Source organism: Ralstonia sp. AU12-08, assembly GCF_000442475.1.
Classification (GTDB): Bacteria; Pseudomonadota; Gammaproteobacteria; order Burkholderiales; family Burkholderiaceae; genus Ralstonia; species Ralstonia insidiosa.
Window position 1 is genome coordinate 1 of record NZ_ASZV01000056.1, and the last position, 21761, is coordinate 21761.

28 protein-coding genes and 2 pseudogenes are annotated in these 21761 nt (G+C 61.4%); 17 read left to right on the forward strand and 13 right to left on the reverse strand.

Annotated features, from left to right (window positions below):
• Together C404_RS57045 and C404_RS60185 are read left to right on the forward strand one after the other, a co-directional pair.
• Positions 1-268, forward strand: a pseudogene (locus C404_RS57045) (amylo-alpha-1,6-glucosidase); the annotation flags it as partial.
• A 535-nt stretch (positions 269-803) separates the two neighbouring features.
• Positions 804-1019 carry a hypothetical protein gene (locus tag C404_RS60185; protein WP_152524503.1) on the forward strand — a complete coding sequence of 72 codons (216 nt, stop codon included), beginning with the start codon at positions 804-806 and terminating at the stop codon, positions 1017-1019.
• 126 nt (positions 1020-1145) lie between these two features.
• Here C404_RS60185 and C404_RS57050 read toward each other — a convergent pair whose 3' ends face one another.
• The gene (locus C404_RS57050) at positions 1146-1610 is read right to left on the reverse strand and encodes a hypothetical protein (RefSeq protein ID WP_021197621.1); all 465 of its coding nucleotides are present in this window, start codon (positions 1608-1610) and stop codon (positions 1146-1148) included.
• Between the two features lie 268 nt (positions 1611-1878).
• Between C404_RS57050 and C404_RS57055 the strand changes: the two genes are divergently transcribed.
• Together C404_RS57055 and C404_RS59715 are read left to right on the forward strand one after the other, a co-directional pair.
• Entirely contained in the window at positions 1879-3186 is a 1308-nt protein-coding gene (locus C404_RS57055; RefSeq protein WP_021197622.1) for an NRAMP family divalent metal transporter, read from the forward strand.
• Positions 3187-3902: 716 nt separating this feature from the next.
• Positions 3903-4043 (forward strand): glycine zipper 2TM domain-containing protein, encoded by a 141-nt coding sequence (locus C404_RS59715; RefSeq protein WP_180815261.1) that lies wholly within the window; start codon positions 3903-3905, stop codon positions 4041-4043.
• An 88-nt stretch (positions 4044-4131) separates the two neighbouring features.
• Here C404_RS59715 and C404_RS57060 read toward each other — a convergent pair whose 3' ends face one another.
• From C404_RS57060 to C404_RS57080, 5 genes are all read right to left on the reverse strand, one after another.
• Positions 4132-5019, reverse strand: a complete 888-nt coding sequence (locus tag C404_RS57060) for a slipin family protein (protein ID WP_021197623.1) — start codon at positions 5017-5019, stop codon at positions 4132-4134.
• A gap of 88 nt (positions 5020-5107) precedes the next feature.
• Positions 5108-5365: a hypothetical protein gene (locus C404_RS57065; RefSeq protein WP_021197624.1), complete on the reverse strand. Its 258-nt coding sequence runs from the start codon at positions 5363-5365 to the stop codon at positions 5108-5110.
• Between the two features lie 73 nt (positions 5366-5438).
• Positions 5439-5597, reverse strand: coding sequence for a DUF3309 family protein (locus C404_RS57070; protein ID WP_037012796.1), 159 nt, complete (start codon positions 5595-5597; stop codon positions 5439-5441).
• 271 nt (positions 5598-5868) lie between these two features.
• Positions 5869-6060 (reverse strand): hypothetical protein, encoded by a 192-nt coding sequence (locus tag C404_RS57075; protein ID WP_021197626.1) that lies wholly within the window; start codon positions 6058-6060, stop codon positions 5869-5871.
• Between the two features lie 21 nt (positions 6061-6081).
• Complete coding sequence (locus C404_RS57080) at positions 6082-6672, reverse strand: BPSL1445 family SYLF domain-containing lipoprotein (protein WP_031330235.1); 591 nt, start codon at positions 6670-6672, stop codon at positions 6082-6084.
• A gap of 379 nt (positions 6673-7051) precedes the next feature.
• Here C404_RS57080 and C404_RS57085 point away from each other — a divergent pair, with 379 nt between their 5' ends.
• Positions 7052-7234, forward strand: coding sequence for a CsbD family protein (locus C404_RS57085; protein ID WP_021197628.1), 183 nt, complete (start codon positions 7052-7054; stop codon positions 7232-7234).
• A 394-nt stretch (positions 7235-7628) separates the two neighbouring features.
• The gene (locus tag C404_RS57095) at positions 7629-8090 is read left to right on the forward strand and encodes a PRC-barrel domain-containing protein (protein ID WP_021197630.1); all 462 of its coding nucleotides are present in this window, start codon (positions 7629-7631) and stop codon (positions 8088-8090) included.
• A gap of 20 nt (positions 8091-8110) precedes the next feature.
• Here the strand turns inward: C404_RS57095 and C404_RS57100 are convergent, their stop codons facing one another.
• The gene (locus tag C404_RS57100) at positions 8111-8830 is read right to left on the reverse strand and encodes a Crp/Fnr family transcriptional regulator (RefSeq protein ID WP_021197631.1); all 720 of its coding nucleotides are present in this window, start codon (positions 8828-8830) and stop codon (positions 8111-8113) included.
• Between the two features lie 79 nt (positions 8831-8909).
• Positions 8910-9143: pseudogene (locus C404_RS57105) on the reverse strand (AI-2E family transporter); the annotation flags it as partial.
• Positions 9144-10263: 1120 nt separating this feature from the next.
• Here C404_RS57105 and C404_RS60770 point away from each other — a divergent pair.
• A complete protein-coding gene (locus C404_RS60770) occupies positions 10264-10506 on the forward strand; it encodes an H-NS family nucleoid-associated regulatory protein (RefSeq protein WP_021197633.1) in 243 nt (80 codons plus the stop codon).
• Positions 10507-10924: 418 nt separating this feature from the next.
• A complete protein-coding gene (locus C404_RS57115; RefSeq protein WP_235180692.1) occupies positions 10925-11569 on the forward strand; it encodes a response regulator transcription factor in 645 nt (214 codons plus the stop codon).
• A 55-nt stretch (positions 11570-11624) separates the two neighbouring features.
• Here the strand turns inward: C404_RS57115 and C404_RS60505 are convergent, their stop codons facing one another.
• Positions 11625-11783, reverse strand: coding sequence for a hypothetical protein (locus tag C404_RS60505; protein WP_021197635.1), 159 nt, complete (start codon positions 11781-11783; stop codon positions 11625-11627).
• 115 nt (positions 11784-11898) lie between these two features.
• On the opposite strand from C404_RS60505, the gene C404_RS57120 reads away from it, so the two are divergent.
• Together C404_RS57120 and C404_RS60350 are read left to right on the forward strand one after the other, a co-directional pair.
• The gene (locus C404_RS57120; protein WP_021197636.1) at positions 11899-12288 is read left to right on the forward strand and encodes a hypothetical protein; all 390 of its coding nucleotides are present in this window, start codon (positions 11899-11901) and stop codon (positions 12286-12288) included.
• A 519-nt stretch (positions 12289-12807) separates the two neighbouring features.
• The gene (locus tag C404_RS60350) at positions 12808-12957 is read left to right on the forward strand and encodes a hypothetical protein (protein WP_021197637.1); all 150 of its coding nucleotides are present in this window, start codon (positions 12808-12810) and stop codon (positions 12955-12957) included.
• Between the two features lie 25 nt (positions 12958-12982).
• Here C404_RS60350 and C404_RS0130580 read toward each other — a convergent pair whose 3' ends face one another.
• Together C404_RS0130580 and C404_RS57125 are read right to left on the reverse strand one after the other, a co-directional pair.
• Complete coding sequence (locus C404_RS0130580) at positions 12983-13492, reverse strand: hypothetical protein (RefSeq protein ID WP_031330239.1); 510 nt, start codon at positions 13490-13492, stop codon at positions 12983-12985.
• A gap of 93 nt (positions 13493-13585) precedes the next feature.
• Positions 13586-15289 (reverse strand): phage integrase family protein, encoded by a 1704-nt coding sequence (locus C404_RS57125; RefSeq protein ID WP_021197639.1) that lies wholly within the window; start codon positions 15287-15289, stop codon positions 13586-13588.
• A gap of 88 nt (positions 15290-15377) precedes the next feature.
• Here C404_RS57125 and C404_RS57130 point away from each other — a divergent pair, with 88 nt between their 5' ends.
• Together C404_RS57130 and C404_RS57135 are read left to right on the forward strand one after the other, a co-directional pair.
• Positions 15378-15635: a hypothetical protein gene (locus tag C404_RS57130; protein WP_021197640.1), complete on the forward strand. Its 258-nt coding sequence runs from the start codon at positions 15378-15380 to the stop codon at positions 15633-15635.
• A gap of 112 nt (positions 15636-15747) precedes the next feature.
• The gene (locus C404_RS57135) at positions 15748-16653 is read left to right on the forward strand and encodes an amino acid aminotransferase (RefSeq protein WP_257784477.1); all 906 of its coding nucleotides are present in this window, start codon (positions 15748-15750) and stop codon (positions 16651-16653) included.
• A 50-nt stretch (positions 16654-16703) separates the two neighbouring features.
• On the opposite strand, the gene C404_RS57140 is transcribed toward C404_RS57135, so the two are convergent.
• Entirely contained in the window at positions 16704-17351 is a 648-nt protein-coding gene (locus C404_RS57140; protein ID WP_021197642.1) for a hypothetical protein, read from the reverse strand.
• 62 nt (positions 17352-17413) lie between these two features.
• The gene (locus C404_RS57145; protein WP_021197643.1) at positions 17414-17911 is read right to left on the reverse strand and encodes a nuclear transport factor 2 family protein; all 498 of its coding nucleotides are present in this window, start codon (positions 17909-17911) and stop codon (positions 17414-17416) included.
• 243 nt (positions 17912-18154) lie between these two features.
• On the opposite strand from C404_RS57145, the gene C404_RS57150 reads away from it, so the two are divergent.
• The 5 genes from C404_RS57150 to C404_RS57170 all read left to right on the forward strand — a co-directional run bounded on the left by C404_RS57150 (position 18155) and on the right by C404_RS57170 (position 21731).
• Complete coding sequence (locus C404_RS57150) at positions 18155-18634, forward strand: nuclear transport factor 2 family protein (protein ID WP_021197644.1); 480 nt, start codon at positions 18155-18157, stop codon at positions 18632-18634.
• A gap of 92 nt (positions 18635-18726) precedes the next feature.
• Positions 18727-19452, forward strand: coding sequence for an EthD domain-containing protein (locus C404_RS57155; protein ID WP_021197645.1), 726 nt, complete (start codon positions 18727-18729; stop codon positions 19450-19452).
• Positions 19453-19492: 40 nt separating this feature from the next.
• The gene (locus tag C404_RS57160; RefSeq protein ID WP_021197646.1) at positions 19493-20413 is read left to right on the forward strand and encodes an NAD-dependent epimerase/dehydratase family protein; all 921 of its coding nucleotides are present in this window, start codon (positions 19493-19495) and stop codon (positions 20411-20413) included.
• 40 nt (positions 20414-20453) lie between these two features.
• Positions 20454-20870 carry a nuclear transport factor 2 family protein gene (locus C404_RS57165; protein WP_021197647.1) on the forward strand — a complete coding sequence of 139 codons (417 nt, stop codon included), beginning with the start codon at positions 20454-20456 and terminating at the stop codon, positions 20868-20870.
• A 3-nt stretch (positions 20871-20873) separates the two neighbouring features.
• Entirely contained in the window at positions 20874-21731 is an 858-nt protein-coding gene (locus tag C404_RS57170; protein ID WP_021197648.1) for an SDR family NAD(P)-dependent oxidoreductase, read from the forward strand.
• Positions 21732-21761: the final 30 nt, after the last annotated feature.

Consider the following 21761-nt stretch of genomic DNA (forward strand, 5'->3'; position numbering starts at 1 on the left):
AAATCAACAGGCGTGCTCACCGCAGGCCTGGGCGGCGGCCGCTCCGCTGCTGCTTTTGCAGGCCTGCCTGGGGCTCGACTTCGACACGCTCGAGCCGGCAATCACCTTCGAGTCTCCGTCGCTGCCGCCCTTCCTTGACGAAGTGGTCTTCCGCAACCTAGCAGTCGGTGAAGGCAGTGCGGATGTGGCGGTGCGTCGCTCCGGCGAGCGTGTGGTGGTCGATGTGCTGAACCGGCAGGGGCCAATCAGAACAATCACTCGAAGCTAGCCGAGGGGTGACGGTCATTCGCGAATGACGGACCCCGAGCTTCTTTCTTTGGACCGATGTTTCGGCCGACTTGGCTCGCGACGAGTGTGCGTAAAGCGGTGTGGCCTGCGGTGCTTGCCATGCAGGTGACGAGCATGGAGCTCATCCTCCGTCACGCCGCAACTGCCCGCGCTCCTTTTCTCCATGGCGGTCGGGCTGCGTGCACGGCGTGAATGGCGTGCGTTGCGCTGTCGGACTCAAGCTTCCAATCGATGTCATCGCGCTGGTATGGATCTGCTTTGTCGCTGTAGGCAGAAATGCGAGAGGAGCTGTGAAAGTGCCCGGGCAGTGACAGACGTGCGGATCACGTGGCCCGACACTCCGCTGTCTTCCCGCATAGTGGCGACGGCGTAACAGCATTGACCTAGGACACTATTTGACCTGCTTCCATACGGTACTCATCTGACAGAGCCCTACCCGAAGACTATTCTGGAATCCCAAATAACAGTGAACCGGCACAGTCCGGCATACCGAGGGCACCGCAACGAGGATCTCTATGATCAATTCGCTTGACTTGCCAAACGGAACGCTTGAAATACGCACAAAACAACGCAGCGATCGACGATGGTTTTCCGAATATCGTTTCACGCCCAATGATGGACATGCCACAGCATGGGCAGAGGCCACCATCCCAGAAGGCTTCATTTCTTCTGGCCTCGCATTCAGCGTCGGGATACTGCTGGGGCAACAGTGCGCCGAGCTTGCACGCTGAAGCAGGCAGTGCCTTTAGGAGAGGCACGTCGTGGCCCCTTTGCGACAGGCTTGGGGCGACGTGCACCTGGCTGAAGGGTTGCGCACATGATGTTCGCAATTCGACGGCGAGAATGGTCGATCCCATTCACCCTGCAAAGGACTTGGCAAGGCATTCCACGACTAGGTCACGCAGAGTGTTCGCGGTAAGCTCTCGCAGATCAAAGGTTATTTCGGAGGTGGACGCCATACCGTTATGGTTGGAAACGACCATGTGCACGTGAATCTTCTGGTCCAGTGCGTCGCCGATCAGGGTGATCTTGGGGTATTGGGCGGCGCGCTCCGAAAGAGATGACGGCTGTTCTTTGGCGTCGGGAAACACATGGAGCGTCGCGCTGAGGGCGGTCATCTCGACCTTGAAGCCGTGGCCGCGCTTTTGCAGGTGTGCGCCGATATCCTCAAACACAGGATGCACTGTCTTCGTCCGGAACGCTGCAAACTCGGCCCGGAAAGTTTCCGCTGCACTCTGCTTGTCCGTAGCCTCTTCCTTCTCCTCGGCCTTGCGCTTTTCGAACGCATTCAGTGCGGCATCAAGCTTGTCGTAAGCGCCCATGTTGTCTCTCGATAGAGAAGCGGTGGCGTCCAGAATGCGCGCCCGTTCCTAGTAAAGAATAGTGGGAATAGATGCGCGTTCCAAGCACCATATCGCAGAAAATATTGGAAGCAAGACGACAGTCCAGCGATGCTGTGCATCACCCCCGCTTGTCTGGGGAAACCCCCATACGCTGATACACGAGCAAGACGCGAGCCGCTCTAAGATCCGGTACTAGAACATCGCGTCGATCAACTCCAGCCAAGCGCTGGTAGACGAGGAAGCAAACATGGACGGCAGCGGAGAGGCCCGGCCCAATTTGTATCGCGTTCTGCGCGCGCGCTTGAACGCGCATCCGTTGTCGCATGTCGGGCCCGGGCTGATCACGGGCGTCGCCGACGACGACCCGAGCGGGATCGCGACCTATTCGCAGGCTGGGGCGCAGTTTGGCCTGGAGATGCTACGGACGATGCCGCTTACGTTTCCGTTGATGGCGGCCATGCAGTCGATGTGCGCAAACATGGGACGCGTCACGGGCAAGGGACTTGCGGCCAACATCAAGGACGTCTTCCCGCCGATTGTGTTGCGTACCGTCGTGTTGCTGTTGCTGATCGCAAATACGTTGAATATTGCCGCTGACGTTGCGGCGATGGGCGAGGTCGCGGAACTCGTTTCCGGCATCGACCGGCATGTCATGACGGCGTTGGTGGTGTTCGGCACCCTGGCACTGCAGATATTCGTTCCTTACCACCGATACGTTTTCTTTCTGAAGTGGCTGACGGCGTCTCTGCTGGCGTATGCCGCAGTCTTGTTTACCGTGCACGTGCCGTGGAGCCGCGTGGCGCTGCACACGGTGTGGCCCAGTGTGAGACTCGATGCCAGTGCCGCATCGATGGTGGTTGCCGTGTTCGGTACCACCATCAGCCCCTACCTCTTCTTTTGGCAGGCTTCCGAAGAGGTCGAGGACATGCGGGCGCACCCCTCGTTGAAAGCCGATGGAGCCAAGGCCCGCACCGAGCTGCGGCGCATTCGCTGGGACACGTGGAGCGGCATGCTCTACTCCAACGTGACCGCCTACTTCATCATCCTCGCCACGGGGGTGACTTTGCATGTTTCTGGCGTGACCGACATCACGACCGCGGCCCAGGCGGCCAGTGCCTTGCGGCCGCTTGCTGGAGACTTTGCGTACGTGCTGTTCACCGTCGGGATCCTTGGGGTGGGGCTGATCGGCGTGCCAGTGCTGGCAGGCTCAGGCGCCTATGCCCTCTCCGAAGCCATGGGCTGGAAGGAGGGTCTGGAGCGCAAGGTGAGCGATGCCCGTGGGTTCTACAGCATCATCGCCTTGAGCGTACTCGCAGGGCTGGCAATCCAGTACTCGCCGATCCGTCCGATGAAGGCGCTTTTCTGGAGCGCGGTCATCAATGGTGTGGTGGCGGTTCCGCTGATGGCGGTCATCATCCTGCTCGTGTCGAAGCCCGCAGTGATGGGCCCCTATACCGCAAGCCGGCCATTGATCGTCCTGGGTTGGGCGGCCACGGCGATCATGGGGGTTGCGGCCATGCCGATGTTGACGTCATGCAACGTGTTGGCGGCGTAGCTCCCTCGGGTGGCGCTGCCTCTTCTCCCTTACCGGGTGAGTTCCGCGCATTGTTGCCCCAGGAGTATCCCGGCGCTGAATGCCAATCCGGAAGAAACGAATCCCTCGGGGATTGCAGCTGCTTCCCAGCCGGTGCCGCCTCCATCACTGGGCGTGAAGCGATATTCGGAAAACCATCGCCGGTCACTACGCTGCAGTGTGCGGATTTCAAGCGTTCCGTTGGGGAGGTCAAGCGAACTGATCATAGATGTCCTTGTTGCGGTTGCCTCGGTATGTCGGGAAGTGCCGATTCACTGTTATTTGAGACTGCAGCGTAAGGCCGGGGCGAAACGTCGTCGGCTCGGTACCGTACAGAACCCGGTCCGTATTGACCGTGAATCACGCAGTCGGTTCGCCGGTTGCCCTCAGCGGTTGCACACCTGGGCAGGTGACGCCTGCGTCTGCCACCGTACCGACACACTTCACGCGAGCGAGGATCCTCTTTGTCGGGACGTCCGCGCGACACTCACGCTCACGTGCTGACGCAGGAATGCCCTGATTGGCTGTACGCCGCTTGTGGTCCGTACAGAAAATTCGAGTCCTGGTTTTGCGTTCTCCGCAATAGCACGCGGTGGCCTGCGATCGGGGCGGAGGTGCACAAAATGCGTGGCAATCGGATAGCACAACTGTGCGGCGCGATGCTGGTGGTCGTGACGCTTGCGGGCGGGTGTGCCGGGATGTCCCGGCGAGGTACGGACACTGCAATCGGCGCCGGTGTCGGTGGTGTGGCAGGCGCCGTCCTGACAGGCGGTAGCGCGGTAGGGACAGTGGGCGGTGCAGTCGTCGGTGGTGTCGTCGGCAATCAGGTCGGCAAATGATTGCAGCCCAGGAAGTCGAAGCGGCATGCCCACACTAGTGGTGGCATGCCGCTTTCCAACCCGTTCTCACGAATCAAAGGTGGTTGGCTTAAGCGGCGGCCGCAGCCGCAGCCGACTTGAGCGGCAAGACAGCGCTGGTTTGCTCCGAGCTGCCGGAAACCCCAAAGGCAACCGCAACGGGATTCATGCTGTCGACCATGGAGGTCGGCATCAGGATCGTGGCGCCACGCTCTTTGGTGGTCTCGTAGATGATGTTCATGGCACGCAGTTGCAGCGCTTGCGGATGGCCTTCATACATGCCCGCAGCCTCGACGAACTTGGCGGCGATGGCAGCTTCTGCAGAACCCAGGATGACGCGCGCCTGTTTCTCGCGTTCGGCCTGCGCCTGCCGGGACATCGCGTCCTGCAGCGCCACGGGAATGGCCACGTCGCGCACTTCGACTGACGATACGGTCACGCCCCATGCTGCAGTCTTCTCGCCGATCTCCGCGCGCAGCTGCTCGTCTGCCGCCTTCCGGTCTGATAGCAGTGCCGAGAGCATGGAGGCGCCGATCATTTCACGCAAAGACGTCTGGGCGACGCGATCGATGGCCTGACGGTAGTCGGTAATGGCCAGCGCAGCCTTCTGCGCATCATGAACGTGCCAGAAGATGATCGCGTCGACATTGACCGGCACCGTGTCTTTCGTCAATGCCTGCTCGGCATTGAATCCGGTCGTTTGAATGCGCTCGTCAATCACAGCGGTAACGCTGTCGACGATCGGCAGGATCATGAACAACCCGGGCCCTTTCACGCTTTGCAGCTTGCCTGCGCGCAGGATAACGAACTTCTGCCAGGCGTTTGCCATCTTGAGTGTCGACGCGACGAGGATTGCCGCAATCCAGAACACGGGTGCCAGCAGAACCGAGCCGAACATACCGGCGGCGGCCCCCACAGCCAAGAGAAGGACAACGATGAATGCGGTGATGGGATTCATATGGCGCCTCGCCAGCAAGTGTTACTGCAAACCATGAGAAACGGGGCCAGGGTTCTGGAGACGGTCGCTCGCAATGTCTGTGGTGTCCTTACCCGAAGACGTGTGACCGGATGTCGTGTTCAAAATCGACTGTCCAGTCCGGGCCATGAGCACCGTCGTATTCCCGCATGGTCTTGCCCATCCGGACGATGACGCTACGGTCCAGCGCCTCGGAGGGGGCGTCGCTCGAAAAGTGTTCGGTGGAGGACACCTCAAAGCCGTCGGGCGCGAGGCCGTGGCGCAGGCACACCTCGCGAAACGCGTCGCGCTCCATGTCTGGGAACTGGAGAATGGTTTGATCGAGCATCACGTTGGCCTCTTTCTCGTAGTGCGCCGCCGCCTGTGCATGAGGTGCCGTGGGGCGTAACGGATCGTCGGCTTTAGAGTCGCCCCATGAACAAGAGCACGAGAACGATGAGCAGACCCACGCCGAGCGCACCGCTTGGCGCGTAGCCCCACCCGTTGCTGTAGGACCACCTTGGGAATGCCCCAACCAGTAAAACGGCTAAGACAATGAGAAGTACGAGTCCGAGAGACATGATGTCCTCCTTGTTTTGTAGATTCCCCCCACTCCGTGTGCCCGAGCCAGGCAAAAAGCGCTCCACGGTTGTTTCATCATGAGGGTGACGCTCAAGGTTTCCCGGGCATAGTCCGAGCGATTTGAGCGTTCCTCATTGTCTTGAAGAATAGAGTACTGCGGGCCTGAAAACGGTTCGGTAGCGTACGCACCAGCATGTGGAATGCGTGTCTCGTGCGGGGCGCAAAGCGGCGATCGCCCCTCGTGAGCGGGGCCTGCCAATAACGGCTTCGTTAGCGGTGCTCACGGTCTCTATCACCGTGGTCGCTCTCGTAGCCGCCCTGGCGATGACCTTCGTAACCGCCACGATGATCACGTTCATACCCACCTTGCCGGCCATCGTTGTAGCCGTCGTCAGGAACCCACAGGCAACCGGCCAGCGAGGCCATCCATATCCCCAGGACCGTATAGATAAGGGCGCGCATGGCGGCCTCCTCGCGACTGCACTAAAGAGATTTGAGTTTGGTGACTTTCGTGCCCTCGAGCGTCACGCCTGCCATCAACCCACTGTTAGTGAGAACGAATGCCTCGATCGGACCCGTCGCGGTCGAACTGTCGATGTTGCCGTTGGCACCCACTTTCAGGACGGCAACCGATGCGTCACCGCCTACAGACCACCCCTCGCTATTGCGAAATCGGTCCAGCGCCTCCTGTGTCATGAAGAGGAAGATGATTGCTTTCGATTGGGCGCCAATCTGCAACCCAATCGATGCCGTTGTCGTGCTGTAGTACCCGGTCGTCCCACCGCCCACGCGCAATACCCCCTCACCATATTGGCCGCCTATGCCGAATCCGGCGGCAATGACCGATGGGAACACCAGTACACCACGGGCCTTGCCGACCAGTTCGCGCGACCCGCTGGCGGCAGTATAGAGACGCGCAAGCGTCGAGTCGGCGGCTGTATCAATCGCGTGTCGCTTGTCGACTTGATGGGCGGCCGAGTCAGACGTTCCAGTCGTTGTGCAGCCGGGAGTCATGAGTCCGACGACTGCGGCAAGAGCCATCGCCGTCATTGTTAGGAAACGTTTTTCTCGCATCTTTGCCTCCATCGTGGAAGAGCCATCTTGAGCGTATGTCAATGCGGAGTGCGTTACGGTACGACAGCGTACGAAGATGCAGGGCCTGGTGAAAAGAGCCAGGGATGGCGATTCGCTGCGCGCGGGCGGAATCCGGTCCATCGCAGCTTGCGACGCGGTTCAGCCAATTTGCGTGGGTGATTGCGCCGCCCCTCTCGAGTTAGTCCACTACCGTACAGACGGCACTGCGTCTGCGGAGACATCATGCGGTTTCGTTGGGCAAGGTCTTGTTTTGGTATGCGCATCGCCGGGTAATGAAGTGGAAGTGGTCCGAGCGCGGCGCGTCAAGGCACGGCATCCCCCACGACCAACTGAGCGCCGAAAGCGCAGGAGCATTGCCATGAACAAGGATCAAGTGAAGGGCCGTCTTGAGGAAGCGAAGGGCAAGTTGACTGAAGCCGTTGGCAAGGTCACCGGAAAGGACGCCACGGCAGCGAAAGGAAAGGTCGAACAGATTGCCGGTAAGGCGCAGGCCGCGTATGGCGACGCTAAGGATGCGCTCAAGAAGCAGCCGAAGCCTTGATGCCCGCGACCTGCGCAGCGCGTCAATGCAACACAGGAGCGATCATGCACAAAGTCACTACCACCGCACAGCACAGAAAGTCGGAGCCTGCTGCTTGCGGATGCATACCTGCCGCGGATGAAGGGCACACCTATCAATCCGCTGTGGACGCATCGCTTGAGATGACCTTTCCGGCGAGCGACCCAATCTCGCCGGGTGCGGCCATGTATGCGGAGCGTCAGCTCAGTACCTCGCTCGACAAGACAGATTGGAGCCTGGCTGTCGGTAGCAAGAGGCAGGCTTCCCGCGTCGAGCCCACTCTACGGCACAAGGGCAAAAGCCGTGCGCATTGACGTATCCCCCCGCCGGCGCAGTCGCCGGTTCAATGGCTAATCACCTTATCTGGAGTCACACCATGAACATCAACGAATTGGACCACCAAAGCAGCGGACCGCGCGCTGCCATCGTCGGCAACGGTCAGCTGAAGGGCGCCGGCCCCGGCCCCGTCATCATGGCTGCCGACACACTCAACGGCGATCCGGTTCTTGGCCCGAGCGGTGAGAAGCTCGGCAAGATCGATCACATCATGCTGGATGTTCCCCGCGGGCAAATCGCCTATGCGGTGCTGTCATTCGGCGGTTTTCTAGGTGTCGGCACGAAGCTGTTCGCCGTGCCATGGTCTGCTCTGACGCTCGACACTGTACGCAAGAGCTTCGTGCTGGGCATCGACAAGAAGCAGCTGGAAGCCGCGCCGGGCTTTGATCAGAATCACTGGCCTAGCATGGCGGATACGCAATGGGCCACCAGCATCCATCAGTACTATGGCACGCCCCCGTACTGGGAGGGGAGCCGGAAAGAGGCCAAACTGGATTCCTGATGGGGTAGGCGTATGCCTGGTTAGAGCGCTTCGAGGTCTGGAAGCAGGCGATCGAACTCGCGCTTGACCACGGCATAGCATTCGCAGACGCGACGCTCGAGGCCGGGGCGGTCGAGGACTTCGATGGTTCCGTGGCTGTAACGGATCAATCCGGCGGTCTGCAGCTTCAACGCGGCTTCGGTGACACCGGACCTGCGCACCCCCAGCATGTTGGCAATCAGCTCCTGGGTCATGCGCAGCTCGTTGGAGGGCAGGCGGTCCAGGCTCAGGAGGAGCCAGCGACACAACTGCTGGTCGATCGAGTGGTGCCGGTTGCAGACGGCGGTCTGGGCCATCTGGGTAATGAGCGCCTGGGTGTAGCGCAACAACAGACGCTGCATGGCCCCGGCGCGGGCGAACTCTTGCTTGAGAATGCGGGCACTGAGGCGGTAAGCGCCGCCCGCACTCTGAACCACGGCACGGCTGGGGGTGGTTTCCCCGCCCATGAAGATGGCGATGCCGACCAAGCCCTCGTTGCCGACGATCGCGATCTCGCCCGAAGAGCCGTCTTCCATGACATAGAGCAGGGAGACGATGGACGTGACGGGAAAGTAGACGAATTCGGGGCGGTCGCCCGATTCATAAACGACGTGCCCGAGCGGCATGTCGACCCAGACAAGCTGCGGCGCGATGCTCTCCCATTCCGCTGGCGGCAGCACGGACAGCAGATGGTTCAGCTTCGGATTCGGTGGAGCCGTCATGGTCGCCTCCCTTCTAGTGGTGGTGTGGTATCCCAGTCGTCATTCCCGCGGCGCTGCTGGGCATGGCGGCGTCCGTGCATCAGCGTATCTCGTGGCCCAGGCCCTGCGCTGCCCAGGCGCGCGACAGCACAATCTTGAGCGCGGCGATGACGGGCACCGACAGGAAAATGCCTGCGACGCCGCCCAACTGCTCGCCTGCAAGCAACCCCACGATGACGAGGAGCGGACTGACCTTGACCCCTTCGCTCATCAGGTAGGGATTCAGCACGTAGTCCTGGAACAGACGGTAGACCACGATGAACCCGATCAGCCAGAATCAAGGCGCTGGGGCCTTTCCAGCGATTGCTCATCAGACGAAAGCGTCCATAAATCAGTATGGGGTCGCGCCCTTCGCCATCGATGGCACTGCATTTGCAGAAACAGCAGGGCCACTTCGAGCTGCCGCGAACGCCGGATGCCGCCTCGCACGGTTGCAAGGGTATACCGCTTATCTTTGATGGTGAAGTGTATGGTCAAGCCGCCCTCTGGGGAGGGCTAGATGTCGACCTCATAGCTACACTGCAGTACGCCAATCACACGGCTTAGTTCGGGTACGGCAATGAGTATCTCGCCGGACTGGATAGGGATCGGTGGCATCGCGGGTACCTCCAGTCGAATAATGTTAGCAAACGCTTCGCCTGAAGCAATGTGATGGAAATCCTTTGCGGGGAGTTGCTCGTTTGTTAGCTTCCTCGCCCTTTGGTTCTCAGGGAAGGTATATTCAACCCACGCCCAAAATCGCTATTGAAATATTCGGCGGTACGTGACAGTACGTTCCCTAATCAATGGCCTAATCCAAGCGTATTTGTGTCTACGGACCAATCCACCATGCGATAACAGGCGCGTTCTTGAGGGCAGAAACGGACGATAATGTAGAGCAATGAAGCGTGCCTTCGGTCATTCGTCCGAGGTGTCGTTTATCCTGCCAGATATACCTCAGACGGGCGCCGGATCGCCTACGATGAAATGCCCGCAAGCAATGCGGGCGGCAAACGTCGTTGGCGTGCAGATGCGCGGCCAGCTTGTCCGCGTTGCGGTTGTTTTGCGCGGAGGCGATGCCGGTCCCGTGGTGGTCCACCAGGCTGTGGACATCCGCTGGCGCGGCCCATGTGGATAGCCTGATGGACAACCCGATGGACAGGCTGCGCCTGCCCACAGGTTGCCCACGAGGCTACCCACACTTGCCCACAGCAGCACCGGTGTGCGAGCCCACGTCACGAGCAATGTTTGATATTTTTAACCCTATTTCGAACCCCACCTGCGAGTGCTCGCGCCATGGCAATCTCTGCGGGTCCGCACGGACCTTGCACAGCTATGATTCGGGGCAATCCTCTCCGAGCGTCATCTCCCATGCCGAATCGCGTCGCCCCTCCCTCAGCGAGCCCAGTTCCACCGTGACGCTGCGCCGCCGCGCCGAGGCGATTACGTGGGTTCGGCTGCAGATCGCGCGCTACGGGCTGACGTATGCCGACCTGGCGGCGGCAGGCGCGTTCCCATCGCGGCAGCGAAACCAGCTGAAGGTGCGCTATCGCACCGCGGATGGCCAGACCTGGGACGGGGAGGGCGAGATGCCCGACTGGCTCAAGCGGGCCGTCAATGCCGGCCAAAGTGCGGAGCATTTCCGGGCCGATACCTGAGTCATTGCCGGGTGCAGGGCGCCGGCTTGAACCGTCTTACCAAAGGTGCAGACGTGTTCAAGCCGGCGCCTTTTTCTTTGTGGTCATCGCGCGTTGACGTGGGCAGCTCTCTCGCCGTCCTCCTGTTGTGCGGGATCTGCATCGAACTATTTCAATTTGATGTCATTTTGATGACAACTGCGGCGATTTTCGGATTAAGCACTGTCTAGGCCAAAGATCACTCTTTCTAGTGATGTATGAAGGATTTGTGAAAGTTATGTTGGGGTAAAAGACAACAAGCGGGGTCTACGTGTTGATGGGCGCCGCATCAATCGGGTTCGTTATGAAATTCGCCATCCTCACCAGCAATCCTTCGAGCTTTGCGTACGTGGCGGCTTGCCTGCCAGCGTACGTGACGTGCGTGCGATTGGACGACGATTTGGCGCTGTTGCGCGCCCGGCGCACCGAGGCCTTCGACTTGCTGATGATCGATGCACAGCTGTTCAGCACGGCCGGCCAGCTGGTTCTGTCCTGGCGTGACTGCAATGCCGACTTGCGCTGGCCAACGCTGGTGTTCGGCATCTTCACCGAACGCGCGGAAATGCTGCGTGTTTTTGACAGCGCTGTCGAAGACGTGATCACCGGCCACTTCACCGCAGAGGAGTTGAATGCCCGCGTTCAGCGCGTTCAGCGCAGCGCGGAACGCGGGACGCAGCAGACCGAGTCCGCTACCCGTACCGTGGTCGGGCCGAACAGTCTGTGCCGGCTCACTCGGACGGTGACGTTACGCGGCACGCCCATCCGCTTGACCGCCCGCGAATTTGCCACGGCCTGGCTTTTGTTCTCGTCCCCTGGGGCGTTTCTGTCACGCCAGCAGATCGCTTCTGCAGTCTGGGGAACGGAGGCCAGTGTTGCCGAACGCTCGATCGAGCAGCACATCTACAAGCTGCGCAAGAAGCTGGGCTTCGGAGAGGCGACCGGAGTGGAGCTCAAGACGGTCTACTCGCGCGGCTATCAGTTGACTGTCCAGCAGATGAGCGAGCAATCGCGCAGTGCCGCCCCGCAACTCATGCTGGCGGCTTGACGCCGATCGCCGGCGCGCCAGGCATCTTGGCGTTCCTGACAGACGCGTGCGCGAGTTAGGTGTCCTTGCTACTGGACACGGGCTCCATGTCGAAATGCGCTGCCGCGTAGCTCGCATTACAACTCCACACCTCGGTGCCGTCGCGGTAGAAGATGCACCATCGACCGTCGCTCACGCAGAGTGCTTCAGTGAAAGCACGGCTGTGTTCGTTCATTGCGGCATGGACCATTTCCACTTCACGGCAAGTGGCTCGATAGGTGCCGGCGGCGAGTGGCGGGGGATATTCGGGCCTGCGTCTCACCATGCCCTGCATTCCTCGTACAACCGCCATGAAACCGACTCTTCAGGAACGTCAAGAACTCAAAAAGCTGTTCACGAACGATGTTGACAGGATGCTGCTTTGCTTGAAGAGAACTGGCGTTGCAATCACAGATGACGAGGTTGTCCAAGCGTGGGCGGAATACTCTGACGCGAACCATGCGGATTGGCTGGGGCTTCCCGAAAGTGATGAGGCCCTACGCAAACTTCTGATCAAGTACGTGGCAATAGGCAGATCGCGTGTTGTGTGGCGTGTCACCGGCGCCGACGCCGAGGACGGCACTGGCGATTTCATTGTCCCGCTACCGACAGAACTATCCGAACAACTGGGATGGCAGAGCGGGGACGAGTTGTCCATCGAACGGATTGAACCAGACACCCTGCGTCTGCGACGGATCTAGCCCATGACCTCGCTTGGTGCAGCACCAGCGCACGGAGGACGAAGAAGGAACGCCGATCAACTGTCGGCCAGAGTGAAGCAAAGTCGAGCAGTTGTTCCCCCCACTTCGGATGTGGTGGACAGGGGAACGGGCTTGCCTCGTGAAAGTGAACAAATTTGCTTCCGTCCGCCAGAAAGTGAATGGATTTGCTTCCGTTCGCCACCATGGCTTGGCCACCGTCGCCCATAGTATTTAACATAAGATACATTATGCGGACAATGGGTATGTTTACAGGTGTTGCATGGTTCGGGCTCGGTTGTCCCGATTTGGCGCAACATTTGGGATGATCAATGGTACAAAACGCTCAGAAGCGCGACTGCTCCAACGTAAAGTGAGCTCTTATGCGCTTGGCAGGCACCTGAGAACTTGCTCTCCATCTAGGTACTGACCGAGTCACTCAGCTCAACATTGTGGAATCTCTAGACCGGCAGCGACGTGGCACCTAGCTTCGGAGATGAGGAACTCGCAGCGCATTCCGGAATGAGCGATCGTTTGATCAACAGGCCTGCTACCTTTGGCAGCGACACGGGTGCCGGCACCACTGTGAAAGGCTCACCGGACTACACGGCAAACTTGATTGCCGCGAAGATCGCATCGTTCATTGACCGGCGCGAAGGTCGTGGACGTTGAGGGTGTCGACGTCGCTCAACAACGGTCAGTTGCCGGACACATCCTCGAAGGGATTACCGAGGGTCTTTGCTTCGCTGGCAAGATTGTATGCAGCACGTACGGCCTTGAGTACCACGGCAATATCGGGTGTTTGCGCGGCAACCCGACGTCGAACTTCATCGAAGTAACTTTGCTCGGTGCCTTGGCGTGATTCGTCCGGTTCCATTTGGCTTACTTTTTCCCGTTTCCCTGATGGCTTATCGGACCTGTTCGCCGAAAGATCCAGATCGATGAAAGCGCGCGCGATCAGGTCCTTTGCAACCTTCTCGTTCGCGTCCGTCGTGAGCAGAACCTGTCTCGACAACCTGGGAACACCCTGCACCTCACACACCACGATTTCGCCAGCGTCGATTCTTGCACCTCGACAGTGATCTGTCAGCCGCGATGGCAAGCTGTCCAACAAAACCCGAATTTCGTCATCGTTTTTCGCTGCGCGAAGCGGGTCGCTTACTGTGGGCGTGTCGTCATAGAAAGCACGGTACGTGTACCGATTCATGGGCAGGCCTCTTTGTCGCTTCAGTGTCTTCGGTTAAATGGACCGAGCTCTAACCTTGGGGCGCCGGCAGCTCGCATACTGTAATGCAGGCGTTCATTTTGGGGCACCAAAGGCTTCCCCAAGCTGCCGCGCGCGCTTGGTCTCATCGCTGTGCAGGTAGATCGAGGTGGTCGAGACCGAAGCGTGGCGCAGATTGTCGCGCACGGTGGTCAGTTCCGCGCCGCGCGTGAGCGCGTGGGTGGCATGTGTATGGCGCATCCAATGCGGACTGGCCTTGCGCAGCTTCTCCGCTAGCAGCGCATGATCGTTTTTTATGGTGTCGGCCGCCGTCTCAAAAAACCTTCTAACCACACTCCACAGCCGCGCTCCCGTAATCCCGCCGTCAGGACCCAATCCCAGGCCACCAATCAGCGGTGTCTTTGGATTCCAGCGCGCCCGCGTGACCGGCAACCCACGTTCCACCAGGTGGCGGTCGAGCGCCGTACGTGCCAGCGGTGGCAATGCAACCTTTCCAGCACGACTGCCCTTCCCTATCAAATTGAGCCAGCGATCGCCTTGCCGATCGGCTTCGATATCGCCGAGCTTAGAAGAAACGAGTTCGCCGGCGCGCAGGCCAGTCGCATAGCCGAAATCCAATACAAAGCGCAGCCGCTGCGCGGCGGGTGCCTCCCAGCCATACGACCATTCCAGTCCATCGGCGATGGTGCGGACCAGCGCCCATTCCCCCTCGCTGAAAGCGTGCGAGGCATTCAGCGCAGTCGTTCGCCCACCGCCACGCACCTTGATGCCCGCGAACGGGTTGGCCAGCATATAGCGCTGCTGGATCAGCCAGCGGAACATGGCGCCAAGCACCGACAGCGAATACGCAATCGAGCGCGCCGACAGCCCATCGGTGAACGGACGCCACTCGACGGACGTACGCGGGCACGCCGGCCCGACCCAACGCTCCCGCGGTGTCGGTCGGCGCAGAAAGCTCCGGTAGGCAATCGCGTCCTCGGTGGTCAGCGACGACAGCGGCCTGCCCCGTTCGATGATCGCCCACAAGATCAGGCGCTCCGCCTCTTTGCGGTACGCCCGCTGGGTGGCCGGCGATTCGTGCAGGGACAACCAGGCTTGGACGGCTTCGTAGTCGTTATCGGCAGTGAGCGCGCAGGTCTCACGCGGCGCACGGAATTGCCCCTGCGAGCCGTCGACCTCGTACGGCAGGCGCAATTGCTCCCACGGCACCACCACGCCCCGAACCTGTTCGGCGATAAGCGCACGGGCACGCTCCGTCAAGCGCGGGTGCTCGGCAAAGAACGCCTCGATACGCCGCGCGCTGACCTGTCCTAGTCCGGGAATGACGCCCCACCAACGGCGCCGACGCGGCACGCGAACGGTCAGGTCGGCCAGAGTGCCAATGCCAGCGGCCCGTAGCGCAGCGACGGCGCGGGCACCCAGCCACAATCCGACGTCATCGCTGATAAGCGGGGTTGGCAGCGGCAGCGTGAGGAGCAGCTCGATCGCCTGGTCGGCCGCCCTCCCCTGTTTGGCACGTTCGGCGGCTTGCATCTCGAACAGCGCCGCCAAGTCGTCACGTTGACGCCGGCGTGCAAACGCGGCGAGCTGGCGCCGGATGCGCCCGAGCACGCCGCGCGAGGACTGCCCTGGCGTCAGGCGCTCGCCCAGGTAGCGCTCAACGGCCTCGCGGGTCGACAAGCCGGCATGCCAGGCACGCAGTGCCGCCAGTTCGGCGGCATCGGGGAAGTCAGGCGGAGTGCTGACGGTGGGATCGACGGGAAGCAGACGCGTTTTCATGGAAGGCAGTTTAGCGTCGTTATGAAGCTATTGCGATAAGAATAGTTATCGCAATAGTAAGTTAAATCGGTAGGGATTTTTCTGGAACATGATCCACGCACCGTATCGCGAGGGCTATCTGGCTGACCCGGATGCGGCGATTTCTGCTACGGGCCTGAGCGACGAAGAACAGTCGCTCGTCCGAAGTGAAGACTGGATCGGGATGGTCCGCTATGGCGCGAACTTCTCCGTGATGGAGAAGTTCGCGCGTGTGGTGCGCAAGACCAACCTGCAGGTCTACGCAATGATGCGCGGCGAGAGCTTCGAAGACTTCATGAAGACCCGCCGCGTTCCTTCCGCTCGCTAGGCGGGATGCGAGATCGAGAACGAAGGCCAACTGAGACCCGCGTCATTGACCGCAATCCGACGTGTCAACTGTTGAAAATCGCAACGTCAGAAACCCGGATGGAGTTGCCCTCATAGTGCCGGCCTTCTCGCATGAACTCGAGAGAGCGGCTTTCCTCAAGCGCTATTTCCCGCAAGCCCAGGTCTGGGTGAGCGACCCGACGTGGGAAAACCATCGCTTCATCTTCGAGCGTGCGGGGTTCACGGTGAACACCTACCCGTACTACGACGAAGCGACCGGTGGCCTCAAGTTCGACGCCATGCTGGCGGCAATCGATGCGCTGCCCAAGCACAGCATCGTCGTGCTGCATGCGTGCTGCCACAACCCGACCGGCGTGGATCTGGACAACGCGCAGTGGGAGCAGTTGATCGGCGTGCTGCAAAAGCGCGAGCTGCTGCCGTTCGTCGACATGGCCTACCAGGGCTTTGGCGCGGGCCTGGACGCCGACGCGTTTGCGGTGCGTGAAATCGCGCGCCGTGGCGTGCCGGCGCTGGTGGCGAACTCGTTCTCGAAGAATTTCTCGCTGTATGGCGAGCGCTGCGGCGGGCTCAGCCTGATCTGCGAAAGCGCAGCCGAGGCGGATCGGGTGCTGGGCCAATTGACCAGCGCCGTGCGTTCGAACTACAGCAACCCGCCGACCCACGGCGCCAAGATCGTCACCAAGATCCTGACGACACCCGCGCTGGATCAGTCCTGGCGCAACGAACTGTCGGCCATGTGCCAACGCATTGCCGGCATGCGCACGGCCATTCACGACCGCTTGAGCCAGCACCTGAGCGGCGAGGCCCTGTCGCGCTATATCAAGCAGCGCGGCATGCTCACGTACACCGGATTGAGCGCCGATCAGGTCGACCGGCTACGCGAGCAGTATGGCGTCTACATCCTGCGCTCGGGCCGCATGTGCGTGGCCGGCCTGAATGAGCGGAACGTCGGCCCCGTGGCCGAAGCCGTGGCCAAGGTGCTGGCGAGCAACGCTTAAGGCGATTGATGCAGTTGACGCGATTGAGGCACAACCGCTGAAGGCGCGCCTCAATCGCAAGCAACCAGCTGTTGCAAGACCCGGTCCGGCGGGTAAAAAGCGGAAAGCATTTCGCTCTGGCGCCGAGACGGGCTTGCAGACAAGCGCCTTGCGGTCACCAGAGACACCCCGAGCCGATCATGAAAGGCGGTCTCCAGATCGCCGTGCATTGGCCATCCGATCCGCCGCTTGAGCGCCGCAACGGCGCTGCCGCCCTGATTGGCCTCGAACAGCGCGCGCATGAGCCGCTGCGTTCGGCAAATATCCGTCAGCGCATACCCTTGGGAAAACAGCTTGGCCCGAACCTTCAGGGCAGGCATGTCCATCAGTTCAGACACATGGGTGGCATCCCACGTGTGCTGCGGCTGAAGAAAGATGCGCTGCGAGATGCGCTGATAGAGCGACGCCTCCCGCAGATCAACCAGCCCATCGCCCTGCACCTCAAACGTGCACACGGATGGCTGCACGTAGTCGCCATCGAGCAGCACCTCAACGGGTTCAAACGGTTTGAGGATCAGTTGCTGGCCGGGCACCAGCAGGCGCTCGAAGCCACGCCGCCGGATGATGGCCCTGCCGCTCGTCTGCGTGACCAGCCACGGAAAGGCGGGTAACAGCCGATGCAGCCAGACGGGAAAGTGACTCTGCAGGTGAACGTGCATGGCAGATCAGGAAGCGTGACTGCGTGCCCAACGGGGCGTTGACGCGCAGCGCAGCCTTCCCCTCACGGAGCGGTCATGCCGCGTCCGGCAAACATCACCTGCGGCGCCCCTTCGGTAAAGCGCATCACCTGCGTCGACGTGATCACGCAGCGCGTCTTGCTGATCTTCCAGCCGCCGTCCGTGCGCAGATATTCGTCTTCATAGGTCGCACCGAGCTGCGTCAGCGTGTTGTCTTTCGTGTTGATCTGGTGGAAATACAAGCCCCAGGTGCCGCGCGCTGTGCGGTCATCCAGCACGGCAATTTCCGGATTCACACCGTGGTGCATGTCGACGATATGGTCGTGGCCGCCGAGCTTCTGAAACACATCGATGAGCTGGTCCCGATCGTCAAACACGCCGATCGCGCCGTAGTCGATCGCGACCTTGCCGGGGATGAAACAGTCACGCATGCCCTCGACATCCTTCGCGTCGCAGCAGGCGAGATAGCGCGCCTTGAGCTGGCGGATCGACTCGAGATCTTCCAGCTTGCGCAGCCGCGCCTCCAAACCGTTTTCTTGCATTGCCTTGGCCTCCAATGGTCCGCTGAGTCGTCGCACCCATCACTTGGGGCAATTGCATCGACAGCGTGCACAGGCTAGCCAAGCGGGCCGCGCCATCCATCGTCTGAACAGACTAAAAGGCGCCGCGTGGGAGTTCGGGCGCACGCATTGCCGATAGTCCGTGTGGACGATGAACACGCATCCGCCTGCCCGCAAGATGCCTGCAGAGCCTATGACACAAGGCCACGCTTTCCAGGAGACCCGATGGACAACGCCCTACAAGACCTGCTTGAAATCGAAGCCATACGACAGTTGAAGTACCGGTACTTTCGCGCAGTCGACTGCCACGATTGGCCGCTGCTCGCGAGCTGCCTTGCCGAAGACTGCACAACGTGGCTCGACAGCGGCAAATACCGCTTCAACGGCCGCGACGAATTTGTCGCGGAGTTGCGCAAGCTCCTCGATGATCCGCCGCTGCTCACCCTTCACCAAGGCCACCACCCCGAGATCGAACTGGTGGGCCCAGACAAGGCCCGTGGCCTCTGGTACCTGGAGGACTACGTGATCTCGCAAGAGCAGAACTGGCTCCTGCGCGGCACCGCCTACTACCGCGACGAATACGTCAAACGCGACGGCAAGTGGCAGATCCACTCCACCGGATACGACCGCGTGTTCGAGGCGGTCACCTCGCCGATCCCGGCAGATTTTCGTGTGACGGCCAACCGCTTCACTGCGGCCCGCTAACGGACAACAGCGCACACCGCACCGGCGCAAGCCAGCGCCGTTTCTGGCACCCCGCCTCCCCCTCCCCTCACCACCCGATTCCCACATACACCATGGAAAAAGTCCTGTACGTGATCTGGCGCGGCAAGACCGGCAACAGCGCCGACGCCGAAGCTCTCGATCGTCGCCTGCGCGGCGAGATCGCCGACAAACTGCTGGCGCTGGGCGCGCGCGGCGTTCAGGTCAATCTGGCCGATGCCGCCGTGCAACCCGCCGATGGCCTGCGCCAGGCCAATACACGCCCGCAGATGGACGGTGTGATCAGCGTCTGGATGGACAGCGCCAACAAGATGTTCCGTCAGCCATTCGATGACCTGATCGAGTCTGCCGTGGAGCGCATGGCGGCCTATCTGGTGACCGAGTCGCAGCCCATCCGCAACACCCGCTTCCCGGCGGAACCGGGCCAGCGCACGACCGGTTTCTCGCAGCTGGCGTTTCTGCGCCGGCCGCCCCGGCTCACACCGGAAGCCTGGCTCGATGTCTGGCACAACTACCACACCCGAGTGGCCATCGACACGCAAGACAACTTCCTCTACGTGCAAAACGTGGTGGTGCGCCCGCTGACGCTGGGCTCCCCCCTCATCGACGCCATCGTCGAGGAATGCTTCCCCGCCGCGGCCATGACTGACCCGTACGCCTTCTTTGATGCTGTGGGCGACGAGACGAAGTTCCAGCAGAACCTGGCCAGCATGATGGACAGCTGCAACCGCTTCATCGACTTCGACAAGATCGACGTCGTGCCCACCAGCCAATACGTCATCAAGGCACCCCGCGCCTGAACGCGCACCGGCCAAGACCAATAAGTAAACAGGAGACAACATGAAGATTCTCGTCGTCGGTGGCACCGGCCTCATCGGCGGGCACGCCGCCCTTTTGCTGCGCTCGCAAGGTCACACGGTCGCCATTGCAGGGCGCAAGGCGCCGTCGCCCGGCAGCGCACTCGCTGATCTCGAATTCGTTCAAGGCGACTACATCGCAGGGACGTTCACCAAAGACGATCTGGCGCGATTCGACGCCCTGGTCTTCGCTGCAGGCAACGACATCCGCCACGTGCCGCCCGGGGCCGATGCCGCTGCGCAGGCCGCCCACTGGGAACGCGCCAACAGTGAAGCCGTGCCCAAGTTCTTCGCCCTCGCGCGTGACGCAGGCGTGCGCCGGGCCGTGCTGGTCGGCAGCTTCTACAGCCAGGTCGCACCCGAGCTGATCGAGACCAGTCCGTACGTTCGCTCGCGCCACCTGGCTGACGAGCGCGTGCGTGCGCTCGCGACGCCCGACTTCCATGTGTGCAGCGTCAACGCGCCCTTCGTGGTGGGCAGTGTGCCCGGCCTGGCGGTGCCGATGTTCGAGGCCTACACGCGCTACGCGCAGGGCATGCTGGGCCCGATTCCGGTGTTCGGTCCGGCCGGTGGCAGCAACTTCATCTCCACGCAATCGCTGTCCGAAGCCATCTCGGGTGCGCTGCTGGGCGGCGAGTCCGGCAAGGCCTATCTGGTCGGCGACGAGAACCTGAGCTTTGCCGAATATTTCCGCGCGTTCTTCCGCGCCGTCGGCAATGATCGCGACGTGCCGTCGCTCGATCAGGAGCATCCGCTGCTGCCGGACCTGGCCATCTACACCGGGCGCGGCAATACGGTGGCCTATGAACCGGACGCCGCAGAAACCGCCCGACTCGGCTATCGGCGCGGCGACATCCAGCGCACCGTGAACGAAATCGTCAGCCAGTACCCGGCAGCGGCGTGAGCGCATACCCGCGTTGACACGTCAAAAACCAAGGAATGCCATGTCCGCATCAAGCCCGCAGCAAGAAATTCGTGCCCTGGCCTGCCGGTACGCACAGTCGGTGGACCGCCGCGACTGGGCCCAGCTCGCCGGCCTCTTTACCAAAGACGCCGTTATCGAAGGGCCCGGCTTCACGATGCCCGGCCTCGAGGCCATCTTGGCCGGCATGAAGCATATCGAGCAGTACCGCACCACGCAGCATCACGTGCACAACCAGTTGGTGGACGTCGATGGCGCCACAGCGACTGCGGAAACGTACTGCATCGCCAACCACATCTACACGCTCGACGGCACCGATCGCAAGCTGGACTGGGGCGTCCGCTACCAGGACAACCTCGTCTTCCAGGAGGGCAAGTGGCTCTTCGCACGCAGGAAGCTTCTGCTCGACTGGACCCAGGATCTGCCGCTCAAGGGGTAAGCCATGCACGCGAAGCGTTCACTCGAAGGCAAAACGGCGCTGATCACCGGTGGCGCTGGGGGCATCGGGGCCGCCAGTGCTGCCGCGCTGCTGCGTGACGGGGCGACCGTCCTGCTGATGGGTCGCCGGCGCGACGCGCTGGAGCAGGCCTGCCAGCAACTGCGCGCACAGACTCCCGATGCGGACGTCCACCTCTTCGCGGGCGATGCGGGCCGCTCCGGCGACGTGCAGGCCGCGCTGAAGCTGGCTTGGTCGCTGCGCAATCGCCTGGACATCGTCGTGCCGACGGTGGGCGGTGGCGGTTTCCGTCCGTTCCTGATGCATGACGAAGAGAGCTTCCGTGCCGAACTCGAACTGAACATCGTCAGCGCGTTCACGGCCATCCGCCACGCGACCCCACTCATGGCCAGGAACGGCGGCGGCTCGATCGTCTGCATCTCGTCCACTGCGGCCCAGCGCAACTTCAAGTGGCTGTCGGCCTATTGCACATCCAAGGCCGGTCTTGAAGGGCTGGTGCGTGCGGCCGCGGAAGAGCTGTCGTCCGCGGGCATCCGCGTCAACGCCGTGCGTCCGGGGCTCACACAAACCGACGCCACCATGCCCATGTTCGACGATCCGGCCATGCGAAATGCGTTTCTGGAGCAGATGCTGCTTGGCCGCCTCGGCAAACCCGAAGACATCGCCGCGGCGGTGCGCTATCTGGCGGGCCCGGAATCGGCATGGGTGACAGGTCAGAGCTTTGCCGTGGATGGCGGCAATGAACTGCGCAAGAACCCGGAACTCGACGGTGCCGTCCGTCACCTCTACGGCGAGGCTGCGTGGCAAGCCGTACGCGCTGGCCGGGTACCCGCCACCGTTTGACATCGTGCCGCGCTGCCGGCGCTTGCTGTC

Bases quoted from the DNA above. Each gene is read 5' to 3' on its own strand.
- C404_RS60185 (WP_152524503.1), top strand. From the start codon at position 804: ATGATCAATTCGCTTGACTTGCCAAACGGAACGCTTGAAATACGCACA.
- C404_RS57050 (WP_021197621.1), bottom strand. From the start codon at position 1,610: ATGGGCGCTTACGACAAGCTTGATGCCGCACTGAATGCGTTCGAAAAG.
- C404_RS57055 (WP_021197622.1), top strand. From the start codon at position 1,879: ATGGACGGCAGCGGAGAGGCCCGGCCCAATTTGTATCGCGTTCTGCGC.
- C404_RS59715 (WP_180815261.1), top strand. From the start codon at position 3,903: ATGTCCCGGCGAGGTACGGACACTGCAATCGGCGCCGGTGTCGGTGGT.
- C404_RS57060 (WP_021197623.1), bottom strand. From the start codon at position 5,019: ATGAATCCCATCACCGCATTCATCGTTGTCCTTCTCTTGGCTGTGGGG.
- C404_RS57065 (WP_021197624.1), bottom strand. From the start codon at position 5,365: ATGCTCGATCAAACCATTCTCCAGTTCCCAGACATGGAGCGCGACGCG.
- C404_RS57070 (WP_037012796.1), bottom strand. From the start codon at position 5,597: ATGTCTCTCGGACTCGTACTTCTCATTGTCTTAGCCGTTTTACTGGTT.
- C404_RS57075 (WP_021197626.1), bottom strand. From the start codon at position 6,060: ATGCGCGCCCTTATCTATACGGTCCTGGGGATATGGATGGCCTCGCTG.
- C404_RS57080 (WP_031330235.1), bottom strand. From the start codon at position 6,672: ATGCGAGAAAAACGTTTCCTAACAATGACGGCGATGGCTCTTGCCGCA.
- C404_RS57085 (WP_021197628.1), top strand. From the start codon at position 7,052: ATGAACAAGGATCAAGTGAAGGGCCGTCTTGAGGAAGCGAAGGGCAAG.
- C404_RS57095 (WP_021197630.1), top strand. From the start codon at position 7,629: ATGAACATCAACGAATTGGACCACCAAAGCAGCGGACCGCGCGCTGCC.
- C404_RS57100 (WP_021197631.1), bottom strand. From the start codon at position 8,830: ATGACGGCTCCACCGAATCCGAAGCTGAACCATCTGCTGTCCGTGCTG.
- C404_RS60505 (WP_021197635.1), bottom strand. From the start codon at position 11,783: ATGAACGAACACAGCCGTGCTTTCACTGAAGCACTCTGCGTGAGCGAC.
- C404_RS57120 (WP_021197636.1), top strand. From the start codon at position 11,899: ATGAAACCGACTCTTCAGGAACGTCAAGAACTCAAAAAGCTGTTCACG.
- C404_RS60350 (WP_021197637.1), top strand. From the start codon at position 12,808: ATGAGCGATCGTTTGATCAACAGGCCTGCTACCTTTGGCAGCGACACG.
- C404_RS0130580 (WP_031330239.1), bottom strand. From the start codon at position 13,492: ATGAATCGGTACACGTACCGTGCTTTCTATGACGACACGCCCACAGTA.
- C404_RS57125 (WP_021197639.1), bottom strand. From the start codon at position 15,289: ATGAAAACGCGTCTGCTTCCCGTCGATCCCACCGTCAGCACTCCGCCT.
- C404_RS57130 (WP_021197640.1), top strand. From the start codon at position 15,378: ATGATCCACGCACCGTATCGCGAGGGCTATCTGGCTGACCCGGATGCG.
- C404_RS57140 (WP_021197642.1), bottom strand. From the start codon at position 17,351: ATGCACGTTCACCTGCAGAGTCACTTTCCCGTCTGGCTGCATCGGCTG.
- C404_RS57145 (WP_021197643.1), bottom strand. From the start codon at position 17,911: ATGCAAGAAAACGGTTTGGAGGCGCGGCTGCGCAAGCTGGAAGATCTC.
- C404_RS57150 (WP_021197644.1), top strand. From the start codon at position 18,155: ATGGACAACGCCCTACAAGACCTGCTTGAAATCGAAGCCATACGACAG.
- C404_RS57155 (WP_021197645.1), top strand. From the start codon at position 18,727: ATGGAAAAAGTCCTGTACGTGATCTGGCGCGGCAAGACCGGCAACAGC.
- C404_RS57160 (WP_021197646.1), top strand. From the start codon at position 19,493: ATGAAGATTCTCGTCGTCGGTGGCACCGGCCTCATCGGCGGGCACGCC.
- C404_RS57165 (WP_021197647.1), top strand. From the start codon at position 20,454: ATGTCCGCATCAAGCCCGCAGCAAGAAATTCGTGCCCTGGCCTGCCGG.
- C404_RS57170 (WP_021197648.1), top strand. From the start codon at position 20,874: ATGCACGCGAAGCGTTCACTCGAAGGCAAAACGGCGCTGATCACCGGT.